Source organism: Salmonella enterica subsp. arizonae, from assembly GCF_008692845.1.
In the GTDB taxonomy this organism is placed as follows: domain Bacteria; phylum Pseudomonadota; class Gammaproteobacteria; order Enterobacterales; family Enterobacteriaceae; genus Salmonella; species Salmonella arizonae.
Genome location: NZ_VXJW01000002.1, coordinates 289,151 through 310,111 on the forward strand (window position 1 = coordinate 289,151; position 20,961 = coordinate 310,111).

The following is a 20,961-nucleotide window of genomic DNA, read 5'->3' on the forward strand; positions in this document are numbered from 1 at the left end:
TGCTTCTTGAATGATTTTGTGTATAATAATGATTATTATTTCTATTTTTAGTGCGATAACCTAAGAGTAAAACGTCGCTCTGTCAACTCTGGTCATGACTTAAATGGCGCTAAGGCTTGCATCTCGCTGCCGCTGATATGAAAATGAGAAGCATTAACTTTATTAATAACAGGACGCTATTGTGAGACTCCCCGCCTTTTATCGTTGGCTGCTTTTAGTGGTTGGTTTATCAGTTTCAGGAATATCCTTAGCCCGGGACGCGGGTTGGCCCCGGCAAATCCAGGATAGCCGCGGCGTTCATACGCTGGACCACAAGCCCGCGCGTATCGTCTCTACCAGCGTGACGTTAACAGGCTCGCTGCTGGCAATTGACGCGCCCGTCGTCGCCAGCGGGGCCACTACGCCGAATAACCGCTTTGCCGACGATCAAGGGTTTATGCGCCAGTGGAGCGACGTAGCAAAGGCTCGCCATGTCGCCCGGCTGTACATCGGCGAACCGAATGCTGAAACGGTCGCCGCGCAAATGCCGGATCTCATTTTGATTAGCGCCACCGGCGGCGACTCCGCGCTGGCGCTTTACGATCAGCTCTCCGCTATCGCGCCGACGCTCGTCATCAATTATGACGATAAAAGCTGGCAGAGTTTGCTCACGCAGCTTGGCGAGATCACCGGTCAGGAGAAACAGGCCGCCGCGCGAATAGCGGAATTTGAGGCGCAACTGACGACGGTTAAACAGCGAATCGCCCTGCCGCCGCAGCCGGTTAGCGCGCTGGTGTATACCCCTGCCGCGCATAGCGCCAATCTGTGGACGCCAGAATCAGCACAAGGCAAACTATTGGCGCAGTTAGGCTTTACGCTGGCGACATTGCCCCGTGGGCTGCAAACCAGCAAAAGCCAGGGTAAGCGCCACGATATCATTCAGCTTGGCGGTGAAAATCTGGCCGCCGGGTTAAACGGCGAATCTCTCTTCCTGTTTGCCGGCGACAACAAAGATGTCGCGGCCCTATATGCCAATCCGCTGCTGGCGCACCTGCCAGCGGTGCAAAATAAGCGCGTCTATGCACTGGGTACGGAGACGTTCCGTCTGGATTATTACAGCGCAACATTGCTACTTAACCGGCTTGCCGCCCTGTTTTAGCCTTGTCGGGGTTTTATCCGACTGACCAGACAGATTTTGTCGGTCGGATAAACGCGCCCTCATCAGCCAGCATCGCTAGCCGGCGGCGTCTGGCGAAAGCGGCGTAGCTCGCCCAGCACTAACAGTAGCAACAAACCGATAATCACCAGCCCGAATCCACTCACGCTCGCGGAAGCGACCGGCGTCATCATTGCGCCAAGACCGCCTAACAGCGCCGCGCCGATAGCGTCTCCCGTGACGTTTTGCGCGGTCCACAGGCCGTTCATTCGCCCCAGCATATTTTCCGGCGTCTGGGTTTGCAGCAGAGTATATTGTAATAACGAACTGATGGCGCTGAGCCAGCCAAACAGCGCCAGACAGATAACACCTGCGATCCAGACCGGCATGATGGCGAACAGCCCCACCGCCAGAAAAGAACCAACTGTCGAAACCAGCATAATGAGCCCCGGACGAACGCTATGCGCCAGTTGCCCGCTGGTCAGCGCGCCAATGGCCGCCCCCAGCGGAATTGCCGCATACAGCAAACCGATTTGCGCCGCCGACATCTGCCAGCTCATCGCCAGCGCTGGATAGAGTACGCGTACCGCGCTTGCCATCGTCACCAGGCCGCCAAGCAGCGCAATACCGCCGATAAGCGGACTGGCAAGCAAAAAATGAAACGCCGCCAGCAACGCGATAAAAGGATTTTCCCGCGGCTGCGGAGGGACAGGCAGTCGCGGCAGCGTCAGTAACGGCAATAACGTAATAAACGTCCCGGCAGCCGCCAGCCCATAGTTCCAGGCTACGCCGCCGCTGGCAAGCAATATGCCCCCCAACATCGGCGAAATAACCGATCCCAGACGTACCGTCAGCATGGTAATCGCGCCGGCCTGCATCAGATTTTCTCTTCCGACCAGCGCTGGCGTCGCCGCCAGTAAAGCGGTCACGCCCAGCGACGCGAAAAAGCCGTCCCACAGGCCAAGGAGATATATCGCCAGCAATGACGGTTCCGGCAACAGCGCATTCACGCACAGGCCAATAAAGCCAATACCGCAAGTACCGCGCGCCAGCAAAATCACCTTTTTGCGTTCGTAGCGATCGGCCAGTACGCCGCCCACCATTAAGCCAATAAACATGGCGCCGCCGGTTAACGTTACCGACAGCCCTACCTGCCAGGTGGAGTGCGTCATCATTTGGATCTGTACCGGAACCGCCACGCCAAGCAGCCCCAGCGAGACAATAGAGATAAAACGGGCCAGAAATACTGCGCGAAATGCAGGATGCGTCTTCAACAGGCTGAGATTGAGCAGCCAGGATTGTCGATTCATTACAACGCCTTAATGCGAGTTTTTTAAATATCCATTCAATGGCTGCACATGCTAACATAACAAAATAAGATAGATAACGATAATTACTATCATTATCAGGGAAGTTACTATGTCATGCTCGTTTTCCGTGACGCGCGCGTTCGCCGTGCCCGGATTGTTGTTATTACTGATTCTGGCTGCGGTGTTAAGCCTGGTTATTGGCGCGAAACCGCTGCCCGCCGCCGTCGTGCTGGACGCGTTCACCGGCGTTTGCCAAAGCGCCGATTGCACCATCGTCCTGGATGCGCGTTTGCCGCGAACACTGGCCGGATTACTGGCGGGCGGCGCTTTGGGTCTCGCCGGGGCGCTCATGCAAACGCTCACCCGTAATCCGCTCGCCGATCCGGGGATTCTGGGTGTTAACAATGGCGCCAGCTTCGCCATCGTACTGGGCGCGGCGCTGTTTGGTTTCTCCACGCCGCTGGAGCAGCTTTTCATGGCATTTAGCGGCGCGCTTATCGCATCACTGATTGTCGCCTTTACCGGCAGTCAGGGCGGCGGTCAGTTAAGCCCGGTTCGCCTGACGCTGGCGGGCGTGGCGCTTGGCGCGGTACTGGAAGGACTAACTAGCGGTATCGCGCTGTTAAATCCAGAGGTCTATGACCAGCTTCGCTTCTGGCAGGCGGGATCGCTGGACATTCGCAGCCTGCAAACATTGAAAGTGGCTATCGCGCCTGTGGTGATCGCCGGGATCGTGGCGCTATTGCTGAGCCGCGCGCTGAACAGCCTGAGTCTCGGCAGTGATACCGCGACGGCGCTGGGCAGTAAAGTGGCGCGCACTCAACTTATCGGCTTACTGGCGATTACCGTCTTGTGCGGCAGCGCAACGGCGCTGGTCGGCCCTATCGCTTTTATCGGTCTGATGATGCCGCATATGGCGCGTTGGCTGGTCGGCGCCGATCACCGCTGGTCGTTGCCAGTGACACTATTGGCGACCCCTGTCCTGCTGCTTTTCGCCGATATTATTGGGCGCTTGTTGGTACCCGGCGAACTCCGCGTTTCGGTCGTCAGCGCGTTTATCGGCGCGCCGGTACTTATATTTCTGGTACGCCGTAAATCAAGCGGAGGCGGCCTATGATGTTTCTTTCGCGTCGGCTTATCATAAGCAGCCTGCTTCTGGCGGCAGGCTGCTTCGCCATTGGCTTATGGAGTTTACAACGCGGCGCCGTACATCTTGATACCGGGCAGATTATTGCCGCGCTACTGGGTGACGCGCCGCGTAACATCACCCTTGTGGTGACCGAATGGCGGTTGCCGCGCGTATTAATGGCGCTGCTGATTGGCGCTGCGCTTGGCGTCAGCGGAGCGATTTTTCAGTCGTTAATGCGTAACCCGTTGGGCAGCCCGGATGTGATGGGCTTTAATACCGGCGCCTGGAGCGGCGTGCTGGTCGCAATGGTTCTTTTTGGCCAACATCTGACCGCCATCGCGCTGGCGGCGATGGCGGGCGGCATCGTCACGTCATTGATTGTCTGGCTGCTTGCCTGGCGTAACGGGATTGAAACCTTCCGGCTAATTATCATCGGTATCGGCATCCGCGCTATGTTGGTCGCCTTTAATACCTGGCTCTTGTTGCAGGCGTCGCTGGAAACGGCGCTAACCGCCGGATTATGGAACGCCGGGTCGCTCAACGGTCTGACATGGGCGAAAACCTGGCCTTCGGCGCCGCTGATTATTGTGATGCTGACAGGCGCCGCGCTACTGGTACGTCGCATGCGGCTGCTGGAGATGGGCGATGACAGCGCCTGCGCGCTGGGTGTTAGCGTGGAACGGTCACGCCTGATGATGCTGCTGGTGGCGGTATCGCTCACCGCGGCTGCTACGGCGCTGGCTGGCCCCATCTCGTTTATCGCTCTTGTCGCGCCGCACATCGCCCGCCGCCTTAGCGGCACAGCTCGCTGGGGATTAACCCAGTCGGCGCTGTGCGGCGCGTTATTACTACTGGCCGCTGATGCATGCGCGCAACAACTGTTTATGCCTTATCAGCTTCCGGTAGGCGTCGTCACCGTAAGCCTCGGCGGTATTTACCTTATCGTCTTGTTAATTCAGGAGTCCCGCAAAAAATGACCGAATCCGTAGCCCGTTTGCGCGGCGACCAGTTAACTCTGGGTTATGGCAGCTATACTGTCGCAAAAAACCTTAACGTTTCGATTCCGGACGGCCATTTTACCGCGATCATCGGCCCTAACGGCTGCGGCAAGTCGACGTTGCTACGCACGCTAAGCCGTCTGATGACGCCCATTGACGGCCATGTCTGGCTGGATGGCGAACAAATACAGCGTTACGCCAGTAAAGAGGTGGCGCGACGAATCGGTTTGCTGGCGCAAAACGCCACCACGCCGGGCGATATCACCGTACAAGAGCTGGTCGCCAGAGGGCGTTATCCGCATCAGCCCTTATTTACCCGCTGGCGCAAGGAAGATGCCGACGCCGTCGCCAATGCGATGCGTGCAACGGGTATCACTTCACTGGCGACGCAAAGCGTCGATACCCTGTCCGGCGGTCAACGCCAGCGGGCGTGGATAGCCATGGTGCTGGCGCAGGAAACGTCCATCATGTTGCTGGATGAGCCGACGACCTGGCTGGATATTAGCCATCAAATTGATCTGCTGGAATTGTTAAGCGAACTCAATCGCGAAAAAGGCTATACGCTTGCCGCCGTTCTGCACGACCTGAATCAAGCCTGCCGATACGCCACCCATTTAATTGCATTACGTGAAGGTCACATTGTGGCGCAGGGCGCGCCGAAGGAGATTGTTACCGCTGAGCTTATCGAAAAAGTCTATGGCCTGCGTTGTATGATTATCGACGATCCGGTTGCCGGTACGCCGCTGATCGTACCGCTGGGGCGGCAATAGTTACCCATACATACGAAAAAGCCGGATAATCGCTATCCGGCTTTTTCGTGTAAATCAGACTAATCGTTCATCTATTGTTAGCGCGTTTTCCATTTTACGCGAGACCATCGCATGACGCAGTAATACGCCGCCGCAAGCCATCATACCGCCAATTAGCGTCGCCAGGATAATAATGATCGCTTTACCCGGACCATCCTTTTTGACTGGCAAAGACGGAGACAATTGATATTTAAATGGGGTAAACGTCACGTCTCTTACATTCATTGCCGCCAGTTGTTCAACATGATATTGACGGTTACGCAAATCACCGTTGATCTCGGCCATGTCCGTGACCCCTTTCTCAATTTCCAGTTTGCGGGAAATACCATCAGCGCCGAGGGAAATAGAAAAATCCGGATCATCTTTTACCGCCTGCCCATTACTGTAAACTGGTTTCTTAATTCCGGCGGCGTTGGCTATTTCCAGCGAATAACGCAGTCGTTGAATATTGGCATCAAGTTGATTTCTGAGGCGCACCCGATCCATCGCCAGCTTTTCCTGCTCATAGCGGGTTTTGATTTCCAGTTGGTTACGAATATTTTCCAGTGTCTCTTTCACGACGATAGCAGAGATGTACTGAATATAGCCAGACAGCACTTTTTGCGCTTCTTCCCGCGTCGGCGCGGTAAAGCTCAACGTCCACGACGTGAATAACGATGTTTCATTTTTCTTACCGACATTGCTGTCCACCGCTTTCATTTTTTCGCTCAGCGCGACAATTGCCCGATGAAGATCCTGCTCGTCTATTTTCGCGCCTTTTAATTGATCCATAACATACGGAGAAGAACGAAGATATTCTTCCAGCAGCAACAGCGAGCTAAACTTTTTAATGAACAGATTAAATACACTGACCCGATCAACGCTTACATCCATATCCAACACACGCAGCGCGGTCAACGTTCTCTCCAGTCCCTGCCACTGTACCGATTCGGCCGGCGTGACAATCGCCTGGCTGGTCCATTTTTGCGGCAGTAGAAATGACAGGAGCAACCCCATGCACGCAAAGGCGAAAATGGTAGCAAGAATATGACGTTTAGCCTGCCATAACACCTCCATAAGGCTAAACAAATCGATTTCATGACTGTTGGCGGGCGGCAGTGAGTAACCTGCAAATTGCTGATTTTTTTCTTGATTTATATTAAGAGATGACATGCCGTATGACCTGAAAACTTTATCCAATGAAAGAACACCTTCCTGTCGGAGATTCTAACAGTAAGTAAGAATTATCTGAAACAATCTTTGCGCACCCGCGTCAGAAAAGCACAATAATCGGAATAGGACTTGTCTGCAACATGTATCACTTATGTTAAATAAATTAATAATTGCAATAAAAACCTCATAATAATTATTATGAGGTTTCGCGATTTAATTTGTTAAAAACAGAGACAACGCCCGTTATTTATTAATGAGCTTGTTGATAATAGGTCCAATTGTTTCAAAGGCGGTGGGAGAAATAATATCCACATGCGCGTATGGCTGGCGATAAATAGTCAAAGAGGTTATCCACGGTGACCAACTTTGTTCAGGCGATACGCCTTCCGGCACCGTTTTATCCGCCACAAAGAGCGTAGCATGTCCATCAAACGGTATGCTATGCGCCGTCGTCAGCAGACGGACGGCATCCGCATAATTGCCTTCAATAGCGGCAAATAAGGCGTCGGATGCATTTCCCTGCTGGGCGGTGACAAACGCCGCGCGTTCGCGTTCAATTTCCGCCAGTACGTCCGGATTAAGGCCGTTCGCCTTTTTTCCCCGCCAGTTTTGGGTTTCCGGCGGCCAGGTATCCAGTAATCCCAAAAACGCTACCGTTTCGCCGCGCGCGCGCAACCGGGCGGCGATCCCTTGCGCCAGCGTCCCGCCCAGAGAATAGCCTAATAAATAATAAGGGCCATGCGGTTGCCGGGCGAGCAACGTCGCCAGATGATGTTCACATAACTCATCAAGGGCTGTTGCTGTTTGCATAGGACCTGCAGGACGGGGGGACTGAATCCCCATGATTGACCACGACGGGCTAAGATAACGTGATAATACGCTAAATTGCCAGGCGAAGCCCGACGCCGGATGGAAACAGAATAACGTTGGGCCATCGCTTTCACGCAGCGGCAACAGCGGCCCGAACCCCAGGTTACGCGAGCGTTCATCATCATCAGCGTCAAGCAACTTACTCAACTGCGCCACGTCAGATGCTACCATCACCTGCCCCGGCGTCACCTGGCGATTAAACGTCTGGCTTAACTGGGCGGCCAGTTTCATCGCCAGCAGCGAGTGTCCACCCAGCGCAAAGAAATCGCTTTCAACGTCGTTAATCTCACAGCCCAGCAGGCTAGAAAACGCCGCAGCGACAGCGACCTCCGTTGCGGACTGCGGCGCACGTCCTTTCACGCATGGCGTCAGTTCCGGCAGCGGCAGGGCTTTACGATCCAGCTTTCCATTAGCGCTAAGCGGCAAACTAGCAAGCTGCAACAGCACAACCGGCACCATATGCGCGGGGAGCTTTTGGCGTAATTTTTCCTGCAACGCCGATAGCTCCAACGGCAAACCGGAGTGCGAAACCAGATAGCCGACCAATTGCCGAGCATCTCCGCCCGTCGCCGCCGCCTGATTAAAGACACAGGCATGTGCTACCGCCTGTTCAACATCCGGCAGCGTTTGCATTACGCGATCAATCTCACCCAGTTCAATACGTTGACCACGAATTTTGAGCTGATCGTCGCTGCGCCCCAGGTATTCCACCGCGCCGGAATCCAGCCAGCGCACCACATCTCCGGTGCGGTACATCCGTTCGCCTGGCGCAAAAGGATCGGCGATAAAGCGGCTGGCGGTAAGATCCGGACGCCCCAGATAACCCTGCGCCAACTGAATACCGGTCAGATAGAGATCGCCCGCCACGCCCGGCGGCACCGGCTGCATATGCGCATCGAGAATACGCAAACCGGTATTCCAGACGGGATAACCAATCGGGATGCTGTTGCCGTCGACAGCCGCCAGCTCAGCGCCGCAAGCCGGGTACCAGCTCACATCCACCGCAGCCTCCGTCGGGCCGTACAGATTGTGTAGCGGCGCGCCGGTCAACGTTTCCCATTCGCGACACAGCGCCGTCGGCAGCGCCTCGCCGCTACAGAAAACCCGCTTGAAGGCGGCGCAACTTTTTCCAGCCGACGCTGGCGTTAGCGAGGCAATAAAAGCCGACAGCATCGACGGCACAAAATGGGTGGTCGTGATGCCGTATTGCGCAAAGAACTGCTGCATCGCGAGCGGGTCGCGGTGCGCTTCCGGCTCGGCCATCACCAGTTTCGCCCCGGCGATAAACGGCCAGAAAAACTCCCATACCGAGACGTCGAAACTGCACGGCGTTTTTTGCGCCACTACATCATCCGCCGTCAGCGGATAGTGATCCTGCATCCACAGCAGCCGGTTCACTATCGCCGTTTGCCCCACCATTACCCCTTTCGGTCTGCCCGTCGAACCAGAGGTGAAAATGATATAAGCGGTATGATGCGGTAACGACAGTCCCAGCGGGGTTGCGTCACTGACCGGTAGCGGTTCGCTATAACACAAATATTCCATTCCCGGAATATCGTGAAAGCGCGCCAGTTGCGCCTGAGTCGTAATTAACAGTTTCGGCTGCGCATCTTCCAGCATCATTCGCAGCCGATCGTCAGGATAACCGGTGTCCAGCGGCAGCCAGGCGGCGCCCGCCTCGACAATGCCATGCAGCGCTATGGTCAGGAAAACTGACCGCGGCAACGCCACCGCCACGCTATCGCCAGGCTGAACGCCGCGTTCACGAAGCGCGTGCGCCAGCGCCACAATCTGTTCGCGCATTTCATGGTAGGTAAAGTGATAATGCGCATCCACCAGGGCGGGAGCATCTGGCGTTTTTCGCGCCTGCCGCGCTACTAAATCGCTGAGCGTGGCGACGGGAATAGTTACCGCCGTGTCGTTAAGGCGCGTTAACTGCGTTTGTTCCTCCGCCAGCAGCATTTGCGCGTCGCCGCAGCGCAGCGCGGGATTATCAGCAAATTGCGTGATAAGCGCCATCAACCGTAAGGCATGGCGAGAGAGCATGGCGTCATCGTAACGCTGCGAGTTCGCCAGCAATTCAATATCCAGACCGCCGTTTTCATCCGGAAAAAGCGCCAGTTCAAGATCGTTAACCGGCCCCGTCGCCAGGGTATGGGTTTGCGCCTGTATGCCAGGAAGATCCAGATGATAATCAAACACTTTTATATTGAGCACCGGGCCAAATAGCGGCGTCTCCCCTGCGGCTCGCCCGCTATCGCGTACAATCTGTTCGGCGTCGTAACGCTGGTGGCGGCGCATCTTCTTTAACTGCACCGCAAGACGCTTCGCCAGCGTTGGCAGATCTTCCGTCGCATGAAGGTTAACCGCCAGCGGCAACACGTTAAGGACAGGCCCGGTCGCCGTTAACGCCGCCGAGCCCATCCGCCGCATAAAGATAAATCCGGCGGTGTAATCCATCCGCCCGCATAATCGTCCCAGCCACAACGTCACCAGCGCCAGGGCAAGATCCGCTCGCGGTATCTCAGGCATGTGCGCCGCCAGTTGGCGAAACGCCCCCTCCGGCGCGCTCAATTTCATACGCAGAACATCCGCCGTCGCCGACCGTCCCGGCAACGGCGCGGCAGAAATTGACGCCGGCGGCGGCAGCTCACGACGCTGCTGCGCCCAGAAGGCGCCATCACGCTGCCAGGCCTCGCTCTGGCGATAGCGCTGATACTCTTCGACCACATCCGCAAAGGGGGTAAAAGGCGAGTCAGGCGTAGGGTCGCCGCTCTGCCAGGCGCGATAAATCGCCGCAATCTGGCGGGTTATCGCCGGGAAGCTAAACCCATCAACCAGCAAATGATGGTAGCGCTGATACCAATACCAGCGCATATCATCAATGCGCATTAACTGGTGAAACGCCAGCGGCTTACCGCTATCTGCGCGCAGGTTTTGCCGTAAGTCTGCCTGCATTAACGCCAGCGCCGCGTGATGAGGCTCGGCCTGGTCGCGTAAATCGACAATCGTGGGCTCGCCGAAAGTGCGCTCTGGATCGATCCATTGCCAGACCTCGCCGTTCTCTTCGGTAAAACGCATCTGGAGCGTATCCGCCTGTAGCATCCCCACTGCTACCGCTTTTGCCAGCAAGGCGGCATCCAGTTCGCCGGTCAGTTCCACATAGTGCGCCACGCTCCAGGCGGAAGGAAAATCAGAGAGTTTTTCCGCCATCCAGATCCCCGACTGGGCGGCGACTAACGGTAAACGCTGTGTCATTTCGCCTCCTGCCTATCGGCATAATGCGCCGGATTCAGTGTCGTCCAGCGCGTATTGAGCCACTGCTGGCAGGCATCCTGCGATTGCGGTTCGCATACTACGTCCCAGCCTGCGGGAAGCGCGCACGCTGCTGGCCAAAGGCTGAACTGACGCTGCGCATTTTGCAGGATGTAAAATTGTCCCTGCGGATTATCGAAAGGATTACTGAATTCCATACTCAACTCCTGTCGTGGACATGTGCCCGGTTAAAGCGTGTCGATGAGCGGCTGCCAGAGCAACATTAACCCTTGCGTTAGCCCGCCGCGCCAGCAAAGCGCATCGTGTCCGCCGTCAACCTGACGCCAAAAAATAGTCTGCGGCGAGGTACTCAGTTGGGCATAAAGCGCCTGATTCGCCTGAAAAACGAAAGGCTCACGTATGCCGGCTTCCAGTACGATGCGCAGCCCGCGCGCGCGTAATGCGCCGTTTTTCAACCCGGTAATCACTTCCCCCTCCTGCGGGTTGACGCGATGGGGCCACCAGAAAGATCCTGACTGGCTTAGTACACAGCCAAAACGCGCTGGCCAGTTCAGGCCGGCATACAGCGCCGACAGGCCGCCAAAACTCTGTCCGGCGACTACCGTCCGTGCGGCATCATCGCTAAAGGGCGTTACGGCTCTGACCTGCGGCAACAGTTCCTGCTGCACCGCCAGCCAGAAGTCGGCATTGCAGGGCAACTCCTGGCTACGACGCTGGGTATCAATCGCATCAATCAGCAGATAGACGGCGCCGGGAAGCATACGTTGATGAGTCAGCGAGGCGAGCGCAGGCCAGACGGGCATACTTTCCGCCCAGAACTGACCATCCAGCAGAATAGCCAGCGGCCTTTCTTCCGGCGCCTCGTCTCCGGTCGTCAATATCCATACGCGGCGGGAATTACCCAGACGTTCGCTATGCCACTGCATCATCAAAGGCGGTGAGTACGGCGTTTCAGGGCGATCCCATCCAGGTTGGAGAGGCGCATCCGGCATTTCCAGCGCCGAAACCGCATGGCCACGCCCTCCCCGCCAGCTTTGTGAATTAAGCGGATCGGCAATCGCCTGCGGTAGTAGCTGACGCCAGCCTTTACGCAGCGCGTTCCGATCGGGCGTTTCGCCCGGCGCAAAAGCGGAAAAAATGTCATCGCGCTCGGTGGGAATGAAGCAGTAGCTGCCGCGCCAGTTAGCGCCAAGCACCGTGCTCCAGCGCCAGACATCCGTTCCGGCAATACGCGCCATCGTCTGAGGCTGCGCGTTTTGATGATGATCGGTCACGCCCGTGATGTAGACCCAGACACGCCGTATCGGGGAGTATTTTTCGTTTCCCTGCGGGTCGCGCCACCAAAAAGTGACCCGATAATTTCCGTCTTTTTCCCGTCCCCATTCCGGCCCGGTTTTCGTCCTCCACCAAGCCTCACTTCCCGTCGCCAGCGAACCTTCCATCATAACCCTATGTTTATTATTGGTTTTATATATAAATAGCGAAATATATTGATAATATTATTGATAACTATTTGCATTTGCAATAGCGTATTGTCGCGCTACAGGAAGCGCGCACACAATTTCACCACCCCGGCCAATGCCTTTGACGGGCGTTTTGGCGTATGTGGCTAAAGAAAAGCAGGATATACAATGAACAAGAAGATTCATTCCCTGGCCTTACTGGTCAATTTAGGGATTTACGGGGCCGCTCTGCCCGTGATGGCGGAAGAAAAAACCGATAGCGCTGCGCTCACCAATGAAGACACCATCGTGGTGACCGCTGCCCAGCAAAACCTGCAGGCGTCAGGCGTATCCACTATCACCGCCGATGAAATCCGCAAAAATCCACCCGCACGCGACGTATCAGAAATCATCCGCACCATGCCGGGCGTTAACCTGACCGGCAACTCCACCAGCGGTCAGCGCGGGAACAACCGCCAAATCGATATTCGCGGTATGGGGCCGGAAAATACCCTGATCCTGATTGACGGTAAGCCCGTTACCAGTCGCAACTCTGTGCGCCTGGGCTGGCGCGGCGAACGCGATACCCGCGGCGATACCGCGTGGGTGCCGCCGGAGATGATCGAACGTATTGAAGTACTGCGTGGTCCTGCCGCCGCACGTTACGGTAACGGCGCGGCAGGTGGCGTGGTGAATATCATCACCAAAAAAGGCGGTAGCGAGTGGCACGGCTCATGGAACACGTATTTCAACGCGCCGGAACATAAAGACGAAGGCGCGACTAAGCGCACCAACTTTAGCCTGAACGGCCCGCTGGGCGGGGATTTCAGCTTCCGTCTGTATGGCAACCTCGACAAAACGCAGGCTGATGCGCGCAATATTAACCAGGGACATCAGTCTGAGCGAACCGGAAGTTACGCCGACACGCTACCGGCCGGGCGCGAGGGGGTGATTAACAAAGATATCAACGGCGTGGTTCGTTGGGATTTCGCTCCGCTTCAGTCGCTGGAACTGGAGGCCGGTTACAGTCGCCAGGGCAACCTCTATGCCGGCGATACGCAGAACACCAATACGAACCAACTGGTGAAAGATAATTACGGAAAAGAGACAAACCGTATTTATCGGCAAAACTACTCTCTGACCTGGAACGGCGGCTGGGATAATGGCGTAACCACCAGCAACTGGGTGCAATACGAACATACCCGTAACTCCCGTATGCCGGAAGGCTTAGCGGGCGGTACCGAAGGAATTTTCGATCCGAAAGCGTCGCAAAAATATACCGATGCCGATCTGAATGACGTCACCCTACACAGCGAAGTGAGCCTTCCTTTTGATCTGCTGGTCAATCAAAACCTGACGCTGGGTACCGAATGGGCCCAACAACGTATGAAAGATATGCTTTCCAACTCGCAAACCTTTATGGGGGGAAACATCCCGGGTTACAGCAGTACCGATCGTAGCCCGTATTCAAAAGCGGAAATTTTCTCTCTGTTTGCCGAAAATAACATGGAACTGACCGACAGCACTATGCTGACGCCAGGGCTACGTTTCGATCATCACAGTATTGTAGGGAATAACTGGAGCCCGTCGCTGAACCTGTCGCAAGGTCTGGGGGATGACTTTACTCTGAAAATGGGTATTGCACGCGCTTACAAAGCGCCGAGTCTGTACCAGACTAACCCGAACTATATTCTGTACAGTAAGGGGCAGGGCTGCTACGCGACTGGCGCCGGCACCGGCATCGGCTGCTATATGATGGGCAACGATGAGCTGAAAGCCGAAACCAGTATCAACAAAGAGATCGGTCTGGAATTTAAACGCGATGGCTGGCTGGCCGGCGTCACCTGGTTCCGCAATGATTACCGCAATAAGATCGAAGCAGGTAAGGTGCCGTTGCAGCGTATCAACAACGGCAAAACGGATGTTTATCAGTGGGAGAACGTTCCGAAAGCGGTCGTTGAAGGCCTGGAAGGCACGTTAAACGTACCCGTTAGCGACACTGTGAACTGGACGAATAACGTGACCTATATGCTGCAGAGCAAAAACAAAGAGACCGGCGAACGCCTGTCGATTATTCCGCAGTACACGCTCAACTCAACCCTGAGCTGGCAGGTACGCCAGGACGTTTCTCTGCAATCGACCTTCACCTGGTACGGCAAACAAGAGCCGAAGAAATATGATTATCAGGGTAAACCCGTTACCGGAACAGATAAGCAATCGGTCAGCCCCTACAGTATCGTTGGCCTGAGCGCTACCTGGGACGTGACCAAAAACGTCAGCCTGACCGGCGGCGTAGATAACCTCTTTGACAAACGTCTATGGCGTGAAGGTAATGCGCAAACCGTTAGAGATACTAAAACCGGCGCCTATATGGCGGGCGCTGGCGCGTATACCTATAACGAACCGGGCCGCACGTGGTATATGAGCATTAATACCCATTTCTGATGCCAACCTTCCCTCCCTCATTCGGGGGAGGGAGTTTGAAAGAGATCATGCTGACATCCCATTTTTCCCTTCCCTTTGCCGAACACACGCTGCATATCGTCGACTTTGATGCGAGTAGCTTTCATGAAAACGACCTGTTATGGCTTCCTCATCACGAACGGCTCCGGTCTGCCGGACGCAAGCGGAAAGCTGAACACTTAGCAGGCCGCATCGCCGCTGTTCATGCGTTGTGCGGGATAGGTATCAGGACGGTGCCCGGTATTGGCGATAAGCGACAGCCGCTATGGCCGGACGGCGTATTTGGCAGTATCAGTCACTGCGCGTCAACGGCACTGGCAGTCATCTCCCGGCAACGCGTCGGCGTTGATATAGAAAAAATCATGAGCCAGCAAACGGCGACAGATCTGGCGCCGGCCATTATTGATAACGATGAGCGCCAAATTCTCAAGGCAAGCTCGCTACCTTTTCCGCTGGCCCTGACGCTGGCCTTTTCCGCCAAAGAGAGCGTTTATAAAGCGTTTTCAGGCAACGCCACGCTACCGGGGTTCGATAGCGCAAAAATAACATCGCTTACCGCCACGCAAATCTCGTTAAATCTCCTGCCAGCCTTTGCCGCCACGACGACTGAACGTGATGTCCGGATAAGGTGGTTTCAACGTGATAATCGCGTTATTACCCTTTGCTCCTGAAATAACGCCCCTTCTCCACGACAAACGCGTCCCCGCTTCTATACTTAGCGCGATACCACGATAAATGAGATCGCTATGCCGCTGAATGATTTTCACGTTTCTGAACCGTATACGCTGGGTATTGAGCTGGAAATGCAGGTGGTCAATCCGCCAGGCTACGATTTAAGCCAGGACTCTTCTACACTGATTGACGCCGTTAAGTCCCGACTCACCGCGGGAGAAATTAAGCACGATATTACCGAAAGTATGCTGGAAATGGCCACGAACGTCTGCCGCGACATTGACCAGGCGGCGGCGCAACTTTCTGCCATGCAGCAGGTTATTTTACAGGCGGCGTCGGAACACCACCTTGGCATTTGCGGCGGCGGCACTCACCCTTTTCAAAAATGGCAGCGTCAGGAGGTTTGTGATAATGAGCGCTATCAGCGCACACTGGAAAATTTCGGCTACTTAATTCAACAGGCGACGGTTTTCGGCCAACATGTTCACGTCGGCTGCGCGAATGGCGACGATGCGATTTATCTTTTACACGGGTTGTCGCATTTTGTGCCGCACTTTATTGCGCTCTCCGCCGCGTCTCCCTATATGCAAGGATCTGACACCCGTTTTGCCTGCGCACGCCTGAATATTTTTTCCGCTTTTCCCGATAACGGTCCCATGCCGTGGGTGAGTAACTGGCAAGAGTTCGCAGGATTATTTCGTCGTCTGTCTTACACCGCAATGATCGACAGTATCAAAGATTTGCACTGGGATATCCGCCCCAGCCCTGACTTTGGCACGGTAGAAGTTCGGGTAATGGATACGCCGCTCACCCTTGATCAGGCCATCAATATGGCAGGGTTAATTCAGGCAACTGCTCACTGGTTGCTGACCGAGCGTCCCTTTAAACCGCAGGAACAGGACTATCTGTTATATAAATTCAACCGTTTTCAGGCCTGCCGCTATGGTCTGGAAGGTATGCTGACCGATGTCTATACCGGCGATCGCCGTCGGCTGGCGGACGATACGCTGCGTCTGCTGGATAACGTTACGCCTTCTGCGCGCAAAGTGGGCGCCGACAGCGCCATTGACGCGCTACGTCTGCAGGTAAAAAAAGGCGGTAATGAAGCGCAATATATGCGGGAATTTATTGCCGACGGCGGTTCGCTGATAGGCCTGGTGCAAAAACATTGTGAAATCTGGGCGGGGCAATAGACAGCAAATTTGCCTTACGTGGCGATATCCCGGACAATGGCATTTTAACTTACGTTTAACAAAACCATGCAATATCTGCTTGAATCATTGATGACCGCAGCCGGTATTCTGCTGATGGCCTTTCTCTCCAGCCTGCTGCTGCCCGCCCCTTCGCTCGGCCTTGCGCTGGCGCAAAAACTGGTTGGGCTCTTTCATCTTATGGACCTCAACCAGCTTTATACTTTGCTGTTTTGTTTATGGTTTCTGTTGCTCGGCGCGCTGGAATATTGTGTTATTCGCTTTATCTGGCGGCGCTGGTTTGCGCTGGCCGATTAAGCATTTCAATGCGTGCGCCATGCTTTTCTTTACGGTAAGCGCCTGGCGGCAGGTTGAATGTGCGGGTAAAAATGCGCGTAAAGGTTTGCTGCGAATCAAAACCATACTTGAGACAGATATCATACACTTTCTGATCGGTGTCACGCAGATCGCGCGCCGCCAGTTTTAACTTCCGTTCACGCACATAGCGCCCCAGACTCTCCCCTTTGTACTGCATAAAAAGGCGTTGCAGGTGCCACTTGGAATAGCCCGCATGGCGGGCAATATCATCAATACGTAACGGCTGATTCAAATTATCATCAATCCACTCGACAATCGTGTCGATAACCTGAGCGGAAATAGTCATCGTGCTCTCCCCTCTATCAAACTCGTCAACGGCTCCCACACCGTACATTTACTGCAATAGCAATAAGCATAGTAATAACCACACAAATTGTGAGACGGCTTATGGCATGGCCTGCAATACGCTTTTCAACCGCTTCACGTGGGCAGCTCTTGATTATGAGTGAGTAAGCACTCATTATAGAAAGCAACGATACGCCGTCAAGGTACTTTTCAAAGGTTGATATTCACCGTTGCGACGTGACAACGGGCGTGATTCAATCATCTTTTTACAGACATAAGGGTAACGTGTAGTGGCTCGTCCGAAGAGTGAAGACAAAAAACAGGCATTACTGGAAGCGGCAACCCAGGCGATAGCGCAATCCGGTATCGCCGCCTCAACAGCGGCGATCGCGCGTAACGCTGGCGTTGCAGAAGGAACATTATTTCGCTATTTCGCGACCAAAGATGAGCTGATTAACACGTTGTATTTGCACTTGAAGCAGGATCTCTGCCAGTCAATGATCATGGAGCTGGATCGCTCCATTACCGATGCCAAAACGATGACCCGTTTTATCTGGAACAGTTATATCAACTGGGGTCTGAACCATCCCGCCCGCCACCGGGCGATCCGTCAATTGGCCGTCAGCGAAAAGATCACCAAAGAGACGGAAAAACTGGCCGACGATATGTTCCCCGAACTGCGCGATTTATGTCATCGCTCCGTTTTGATGGTGTTTATGTCGGATGAGTACCGCGCCTTCGGCGACGGTCTTTTTCTGGCACTGGCCGAAACGACAATGGATTTCGCCACGCGCGATCCCGCTCGCGCTGGTGAATTTATTGCGCTGGGATTCGAAGCCATGTGGCGCGCGCTGACTCGCGAGGAGCAATAATGGACGGCCAAACGCTGCACGCCTGCGCAAAACGCTTTGCGCTGGAACGGCCTTTTACCGAACACTGCTGGCCTTTCGGCCCGCAGTACGATGTGTTTAAGGTCGGCGGCAAAATATTCATGCTTTTCACTGAACATCGCTGTCGCCCGCTAGTGAACCTGAAAGCAGACCCGCAAAAATCTCTGGTGAATCAGCAAATTTACCGCAGCATTACGCCTGGCTATCACATGAATAAGAAACACTGGATTTCAGTTTATGCGGGGGAGGATATCACCGTATCGCTACTCAACGATTTGATAAATGACTCATGGAATCTGGTGGTAGACAGCCTGCCCAAAAGAGATCAACAGCGTCTGCGGCCGCGCTGATGTAATACTCGTCGCAATAACCGCATTTTCCTCCCTTATCTTTTTGCCGATAACCCGGTACCCTGCTGATACAAAAGGGTACTAAACCAACCAGGAGCATTTATGGATATCGTTTCTGTCGCCTTAAAACGCTACTCCACTAAGGCGTTCGATCCCAGCAAAAAACTGACCGCCGAAGAAGCGGATAAAGTAAAAACACTACTACAGTACAGCCCCTCCAGCACCAATTCCCAGCCGTGGCACTTTATTGTCGCCAGTACGGAAGAAGGCAAAGCGCGTGTCGCAAAATCCGCCGCCGGAAACTACACGTTCAACGAACGCAAAATGCTGGACGCCTCCCATGTGGTGGTCTTCTGCGCGAAAACCGCGATGGACGACGCCTGGCTGCAACGGGTGGTCGATCAGGAGGAAGCCGATGGCCGTTTCGCTACGCCGGAAGCTAAAGCGGCAAATGATAAAGGTCGCCGCTTTTTCGCCGATATGCACCGCGTCTCGCTGAAAGATGACCACCAGTGGATGGCGAAACAGGTTTATCTGAACGTCGGCAACTTTCTGCTGGGCGTCGCCGCGATGGGTCTCGACGCCGTCCCCATTGAAGGTTTCGACGCCGACGTGCTCGACGCTGAATTTGGTCTGAAAGAAAAAGGCTATACCAGTCTGGTCGTGGTGCCAGTCGGCCATCATAGCGTCGAGGATTTCAACGCCGGACTGCCGAAATCACGTCTGCCGCTTGAAACCACACTGACGGAAGTCTAATCCCCTGCCTAAGCCGGACGCCCGTCCGGCTTTTTTCACCTTTCTGCCAGGTTCCCCAATGATCAATGGCGCGAAGTGCCAGGTTTTACATCGTTAGTGTTAACTTCCCCTTTCAACCTATTGAAAATAAATAACATTTAAAACTGGCACGCCGTTTGCCATATCTGGATACCCCCTATCTGGATGAAGGAGAAAACGGGTGAGACATGTTTATGTGGCCAGCCATGGCCCTTTTGCCCGCGGACTTATTAACAGTCTATCGCTGCTGATTGGCGACGAACACGGCGTGACACCGGTTTGCGCCTACGATGGCGATATTGTCACCACGGAGCAGCTTGAACAAACCCTCGAAAATCTGATCGCGCAGGCCAACGGCGAAGAAGTGGTGGTGTTTACCGATCTGCTCGGCGGCAGCATCAACAATAGCGCAGCGAAAGTGCTGATGCGTCACCGTCACGTTTTTGTGGTGGCTGGCGTCAACATGACCCTGCTGCTGGAGTTTTTACTCTGTGAAGAAGAAAGCACAGACGCGGCCATTACCTACGCCACCAATGCGGCGCGTGAATCCATTGTCTTTATCAACACGCTAATAACACAACCATCCGCTGACCTACAGGGAGAATCCCATGATCAAATTAGTGCGCATTGATTACCGCCTGCTGCACGGCCAGGTGGTCTTCGCCTGGACCCGGGCGCTGGATATCGACCATATCATCGTCGCTAACGCTAACGCCGCCGGCGACGCGTTTGTCTCTATGTCATTAAGTCTGGCAAAACCCGCTGGCGTGTCGCTGGACATTATTACGGTGGAACAGGCGGCGGAAAAACTCGCCAGCGGCAAGCTGGATCACAAAAAAGTGATGGTGGTACTGGGAAATACCGCCGAAACCCTCGCCTTCGCCGAGAAAGTGCCAGGGATTAACGTTATCAACTACGGCGGTATCGCGCAAAAAGAGGGCGCGCAGCAGTTCGGCAAAGCCATATACCTGACCGAGCAGGAGATTGCCGATAGTCAAGCGCTAAAAGCCAAAGGCATCCGTCTGGAAATGCGCCAGGTTCCGGCCCATTCCGCCGAATTGCTTAACGATAAACTCTGAACCCGGAGGTCACTATGTTGCTCACCGCAACGCTGCTCGGCCTGATTGCCGCACTGGGCATTCTTGACGGGCGCTTACTCGGCGTGTCGATGATTGACCGTCCGCTGGTGATGTGCGCCCTCACCGGTCTGGTCTGCGGCAATTTACATGAAGGCATTCTGATCGGCGCGACGCTGGAACTGATCTTTTTAGGCAATGTCGCTATCGGCGCCGCCGTACCGCCTGATGTCGTCACCGGTTCGGTACTGGCGACCGCGTTTTCTATTATGTCCGGGCGCGGGCCCGAAGCGGCGCTGACCATCGCGATTCCTATCTCTATGCTGGCGCAGACTCTCGGCGTCCTGGTGCGCGTGGTTAACGCCCGCTTTGGCCACATGGCCGATCGTTATGCGGCGCAGGGTAATACCCGGATGGTTGCCGTTATGCACCTGGGAGGCCCAACGCTGCTCTATTTTCTAAGCGGTTTTCTGCCGGTCTTTTTCGCCATTTTGCTCGGTTCTGCCGCCGTCACCTGGTTCCTCGACGCTATTCCCGCCTTTATTACCAATGGCCTGGTTGTCGCCAGTAAGATTTTGCCGGCGCTGGGATTCGCGTTGCTGATCAGCATGATGCTTAGCAGCAAATTAATGCCTTACCTTGGGCTGGGCTTTCTGATCGCCGCATATACCAAACTGGACATCATCGCCATCGCGCTGTTTGCCGTGGTGCTGGCTTTCATTATCAGCCAGTTTCTTAACACATCCCAACAGGAGGGCTAAT

19 protein-coding genes and 1 pseudogene are annotated in these 20,961 nt (G+C 54.8%); 14 read left to right on the forward strand and 6 right to left on the reverse strand.

The genetic code is table 11. From position 1 onward, the window contains the following. Nucleotides 1–181: 181 nt before the first annotated feature. The gene (gene fepB, locus F4V61_RS05985; protein WP_079782168.1) at nucleotides 182–1,138 is read left to right on the forward strand and encodes a Fe2+-enterobactin ABC transporter substrate-binding protein; all 957 of its coding nucleotides are present in this window, start codon (nucleotides 182–184) and stop codon (nucleotides 1,136–1,138) included. Between the two features lie 62 nt (nucleotides 1,139–1,200). On the opposite strand, the gene entS is transcribed toward fepB, so the two are convergent. Further along, nucleotides 1,201–2,445 carry an enterobactin transporter EntS gene (gene entS, locus F4V61_RS05990; protein ID WP_079782169.1) on the reverse strand — a complete coding sequence of 415 codons (1,245 nt, stop codon included), beginning with the start codon at nucleotides 2,443–2,445 and terminating at the stop codon, nucleotides 1,201–1,203. A 109-nt stretch (nucleotides 2,446–2,554) separates the two neighbouring features. Between entS and fepD the strand changes: the two genes are divergently transcribed. The 3 genes from fepD to fepC are packed head-to-tail and all read left to right on the forward strand — an operon-like array spanning nucleotide 2,555 to nucleotide 5,342. Continuing rightward, a complete protein-coding gene (gene fepD, locus F4V61_RS05995; protein WP_080160885.1) occupies nucleotides 2,555–3,562 on the forward strand; it encodes a Fe(3+)-siderophore ABC transporter permease in 1,008 nt (335 codons plus the stop codon). Further along, nucleotides 3,562–4,551: an iron-enterobactin ABC transporter permease gene (fepG, locus tag F4V61_RS06000; protein WP_080160890.1), complete on the forward strand. Its 990-nt coding sequence runs from the start codon at nucleotides 3,562–3,564 to the stop codon at nucleotides 4,549–4,551. The genes fepD and fepG overlap by 1 nt, the downstream gene beginning before the upstream one ends. Beyond that, nucleotides 4,548–5,342 carry an iron-enterobactin ABC transporter ATP-binding protein gene (fepC, locus tag F4V61_RS06005; RefSeq protein ID WP_000140617.1) on the forward strand — a complete coding sequence of 265 codons (795 nt, stop codon included), beginning with the start codon at nucleotides 4,548–4,550 and terminating at the stop codon, nucleotides 5,340–5,342. The genes fepG and fepC overlap by 4 nt, the downstream gene beginning before the upstream one ends. 54 nt (nucleotides 5,343–5,396) lie before the next feature. Here the strand turns inward: fepC and wzz(fepE) are convergent, their stop codons facing one another. The 4 genes from wzz(fepE) to fes form a co-directional block, all read right to left on the reverse strand. After that, nucleotides 5,397–6,533 (reverse strand): LPS O-antigen length regulator Wzz(fepE), encoded by a 1,137-nt coding sequence (gene wzz(fepE) / locus F4V61_RS06010; protein WP_000096771.1) that lies wholly within the window; start codon nucleotides 6,531–6,533, stop codon nucleotides 5,397–5,399. A 243-nt stretch (nucleotides 6,534–6,776) separates the two neighbouring features. Beyond that, complete coding sequence (entF, locus tag F4V61_RS06015; protein WP_080160886.1) at nucleotides 6,777–10,661, reverse strand: enterobactin non-ribosomal peptide synthetase EntF; 3,885 nt, start codon at nucleotides 10,659–10,661, stop codon at nucleotides 6,777–6,779. Then, nucleotides 10,658–10,876: an MbtH family protein gene (locus F4V61_RS06020; RefSeq protein ID WP_000396007.1), complete on the reverse strand. Its 219-nt coding sequence runs from the start codon at nucleotides 10,874–10,876 to the stop codon at nucleotides 10,658–10,660. The genes entF and F4V61_RS06020 overlap by 4 nt, the downstream gene beginning before the upstream one ends. Nucleotides 10,877–10,906: 30 nt before the next feature. Continuing rightward, entirely contained in the window at nucleotides 10,907–12,121 is a 1,215-nt protein-coding gene (gene fes, locus F4V61_RS06025; RefSeq protein ID WP_038397809.1) for an enterochelin esterase, read from the reverse strand. Nucleotides 12,122–12,310: 189 nt separating this feature from the next. On the opposite strand from fes, the gene F4V61_RS06030 reads away from it, so the two are divergent. From F4V61_RS06030 to F4V61_RS06045, 4 genes and pseudogenes are all read left to right on the forward strand, one after another. Beyond that, nucleotides 12,311–14,566: a TonB-dependent siderophore receptor gene (locus F4V61_RS06030; protein ID WP_001034855.1), complete on the forward strand. Its 2,256-nt coding sequence runs from the start codon at nucleotides 12,311–12,313 to the stop codon at nucleotides 14,564–14,566. Nucleotides 14,567–14,613: 47 nt separating this feature from the next. Beyond that, nucleotides 14,614–15,319: pseudogene (entD, locus tag F4V61_RS06035) on the forward strand (enterobactin synthase subunit EntD). An 11-nt stretch (nucleotides 15,320–15,330) separates the two neighbouring features. Beyond that, nucleotides 15,331–16,449, forward strand: coding sequence for a YbdK family carboxylate-amine ligase (locus tag F4V61_RS06040; protein ID WP_038396615.1), 1,119 nt, complete (start codon nucleotides 15,331–15,333; stop codon nucleotides 16,447–16,449). A gap of 66 nt (nucleotides 16,450–16,515) precedes the next feature. Further along, nucleotides 16,516–16,764: a DUF1158 domain-containing protein gene (locus F4V61_RS06045; protein ID WP_080152873.1), complete on the forward strand. Its 249-nt coding sequence runs from the start codon at nucleotides 16,516–16,518 to the stop codon at nucleotides 16,762–16,764. Here F4V61_RS06045 and F4V61_RS06050 read toward each other — a convergent pair. Continuing rightward, nucleotides 16,730–17,110 (reverse strand): RamA family antibiotic efflux transcriptional regulator, encoded by a 381-nt coding sequence (locus tag F4V61_RS06050; RefSeq protein ID WP_000155632.1) that lies wholly within the window; start codon nucleotides 17,108–17,110, stop codon nucleotides 16,730–16,732. The two genes, F4V61_RS06045 and F4V61_RS06050, sit on opposite strands and share 35 nt — an antisense overlap. Before the next feature lie 289 nt (nucleotides 17,111–17,399). On the opposite strand from F4V61_RS06050, the gene F4V61_RS06055 reads away from it, so the two are divergent. The 6 genes from F4V61_RS06055 to F4V61_RS06080 all read left to right on the forward strand — a co-directional run bounded on the left by F4V61_RS06055 (nucleotide 17,400) and on the right by F4V61_RS06080 (nucleotide 20,960). Beyond that, nucleotides 17,400–17,981: a TetR/AcrR family transcriptional regulator gene (locus F4V61_RS06055; RefSeq protein WP_000113602.1), complete on the forward strand. Its 582-nt coding sequence runs from the start codon at nucleotides 17,400–17,402 to the stop codon at nucleotides 17,979–17,981. After that, on the forward strand, nucleotides 17,981–18,349 hold the full coding sequence (locus F4V61_RS06060; RefSeq protein ID WP_000348994.1) for an MmcQ/YjbR family DNA-binding protein: 369 nt from the start codon (nucleotides 17,981–17,983) through the stop codon (nucleotides 18,347–18,349). The genes F4V61_RS06055 and F4V61_RS06060 overlap by 1 nt, the downstream gene beginning before the upstream one ends. Before the next feature lie 102 nt (nucleotides 18,350–18,451). Next, the gene (gene nfsB / locus F4V61_RS06065; protein WP_058345657.1) at nucleotides 18,452–19,105 is read left to right on the forward strand and encodes an oxygen-insensitive NAD(P)H nitroreductase; all 654 of its coding nucleotides are present in this window, start codon (nucleotides 18,452–18,454) and stop codon (nucleotides 19,103–19,105) included. A 199-nt stretch (nucleotides 19,106–19,304) separates the two neighbouring features. Continuing rightward, nucleotides 19,305–19,754, forward strand: a complete 450-nt coding sequence (locus F4V61_RS06070; RefSeq protein WP_001216659.1) for a PTS sugar transporter subunit IIA — start codon at nucleotides 19,305–19,307, stop codon at nucleotides 19,752–19,754. Next, nucleotides 19,732–20,202: a PTS sugar transporter subunit IIB gene (locus F4V61_RS06075; protein WP_000594174.1), complete on the forward strand. Its 471-nt coding sequence runs from the start codon at nucleotides 19,732–19,734 to the stop codon at nucleotides 20,200–20,202. The genes F4V61_RS06070 and F4V61_RS06075 overlap by 23 nt, the downstream gene beginning before the upstream one ends. Nucleotides 20,203–20,216: 14 nt before the next feature. Continuing rightward, on the forward strand, nucleotides 20,217–20,960 hold the full coding sequence (locus tag F4V61_RS06080) for a PTS mannose/fructose/sorbose/N-acetylgalactosamine transporter subunit IIC (protein ID WP_000927523.1): 744 nt from the start codon (nucleotides 20,217–20,219) through the stop codon (nucleotides 20,958–20,960). Nucleotide 20,961: the final 1 nt, after the last annotated feature.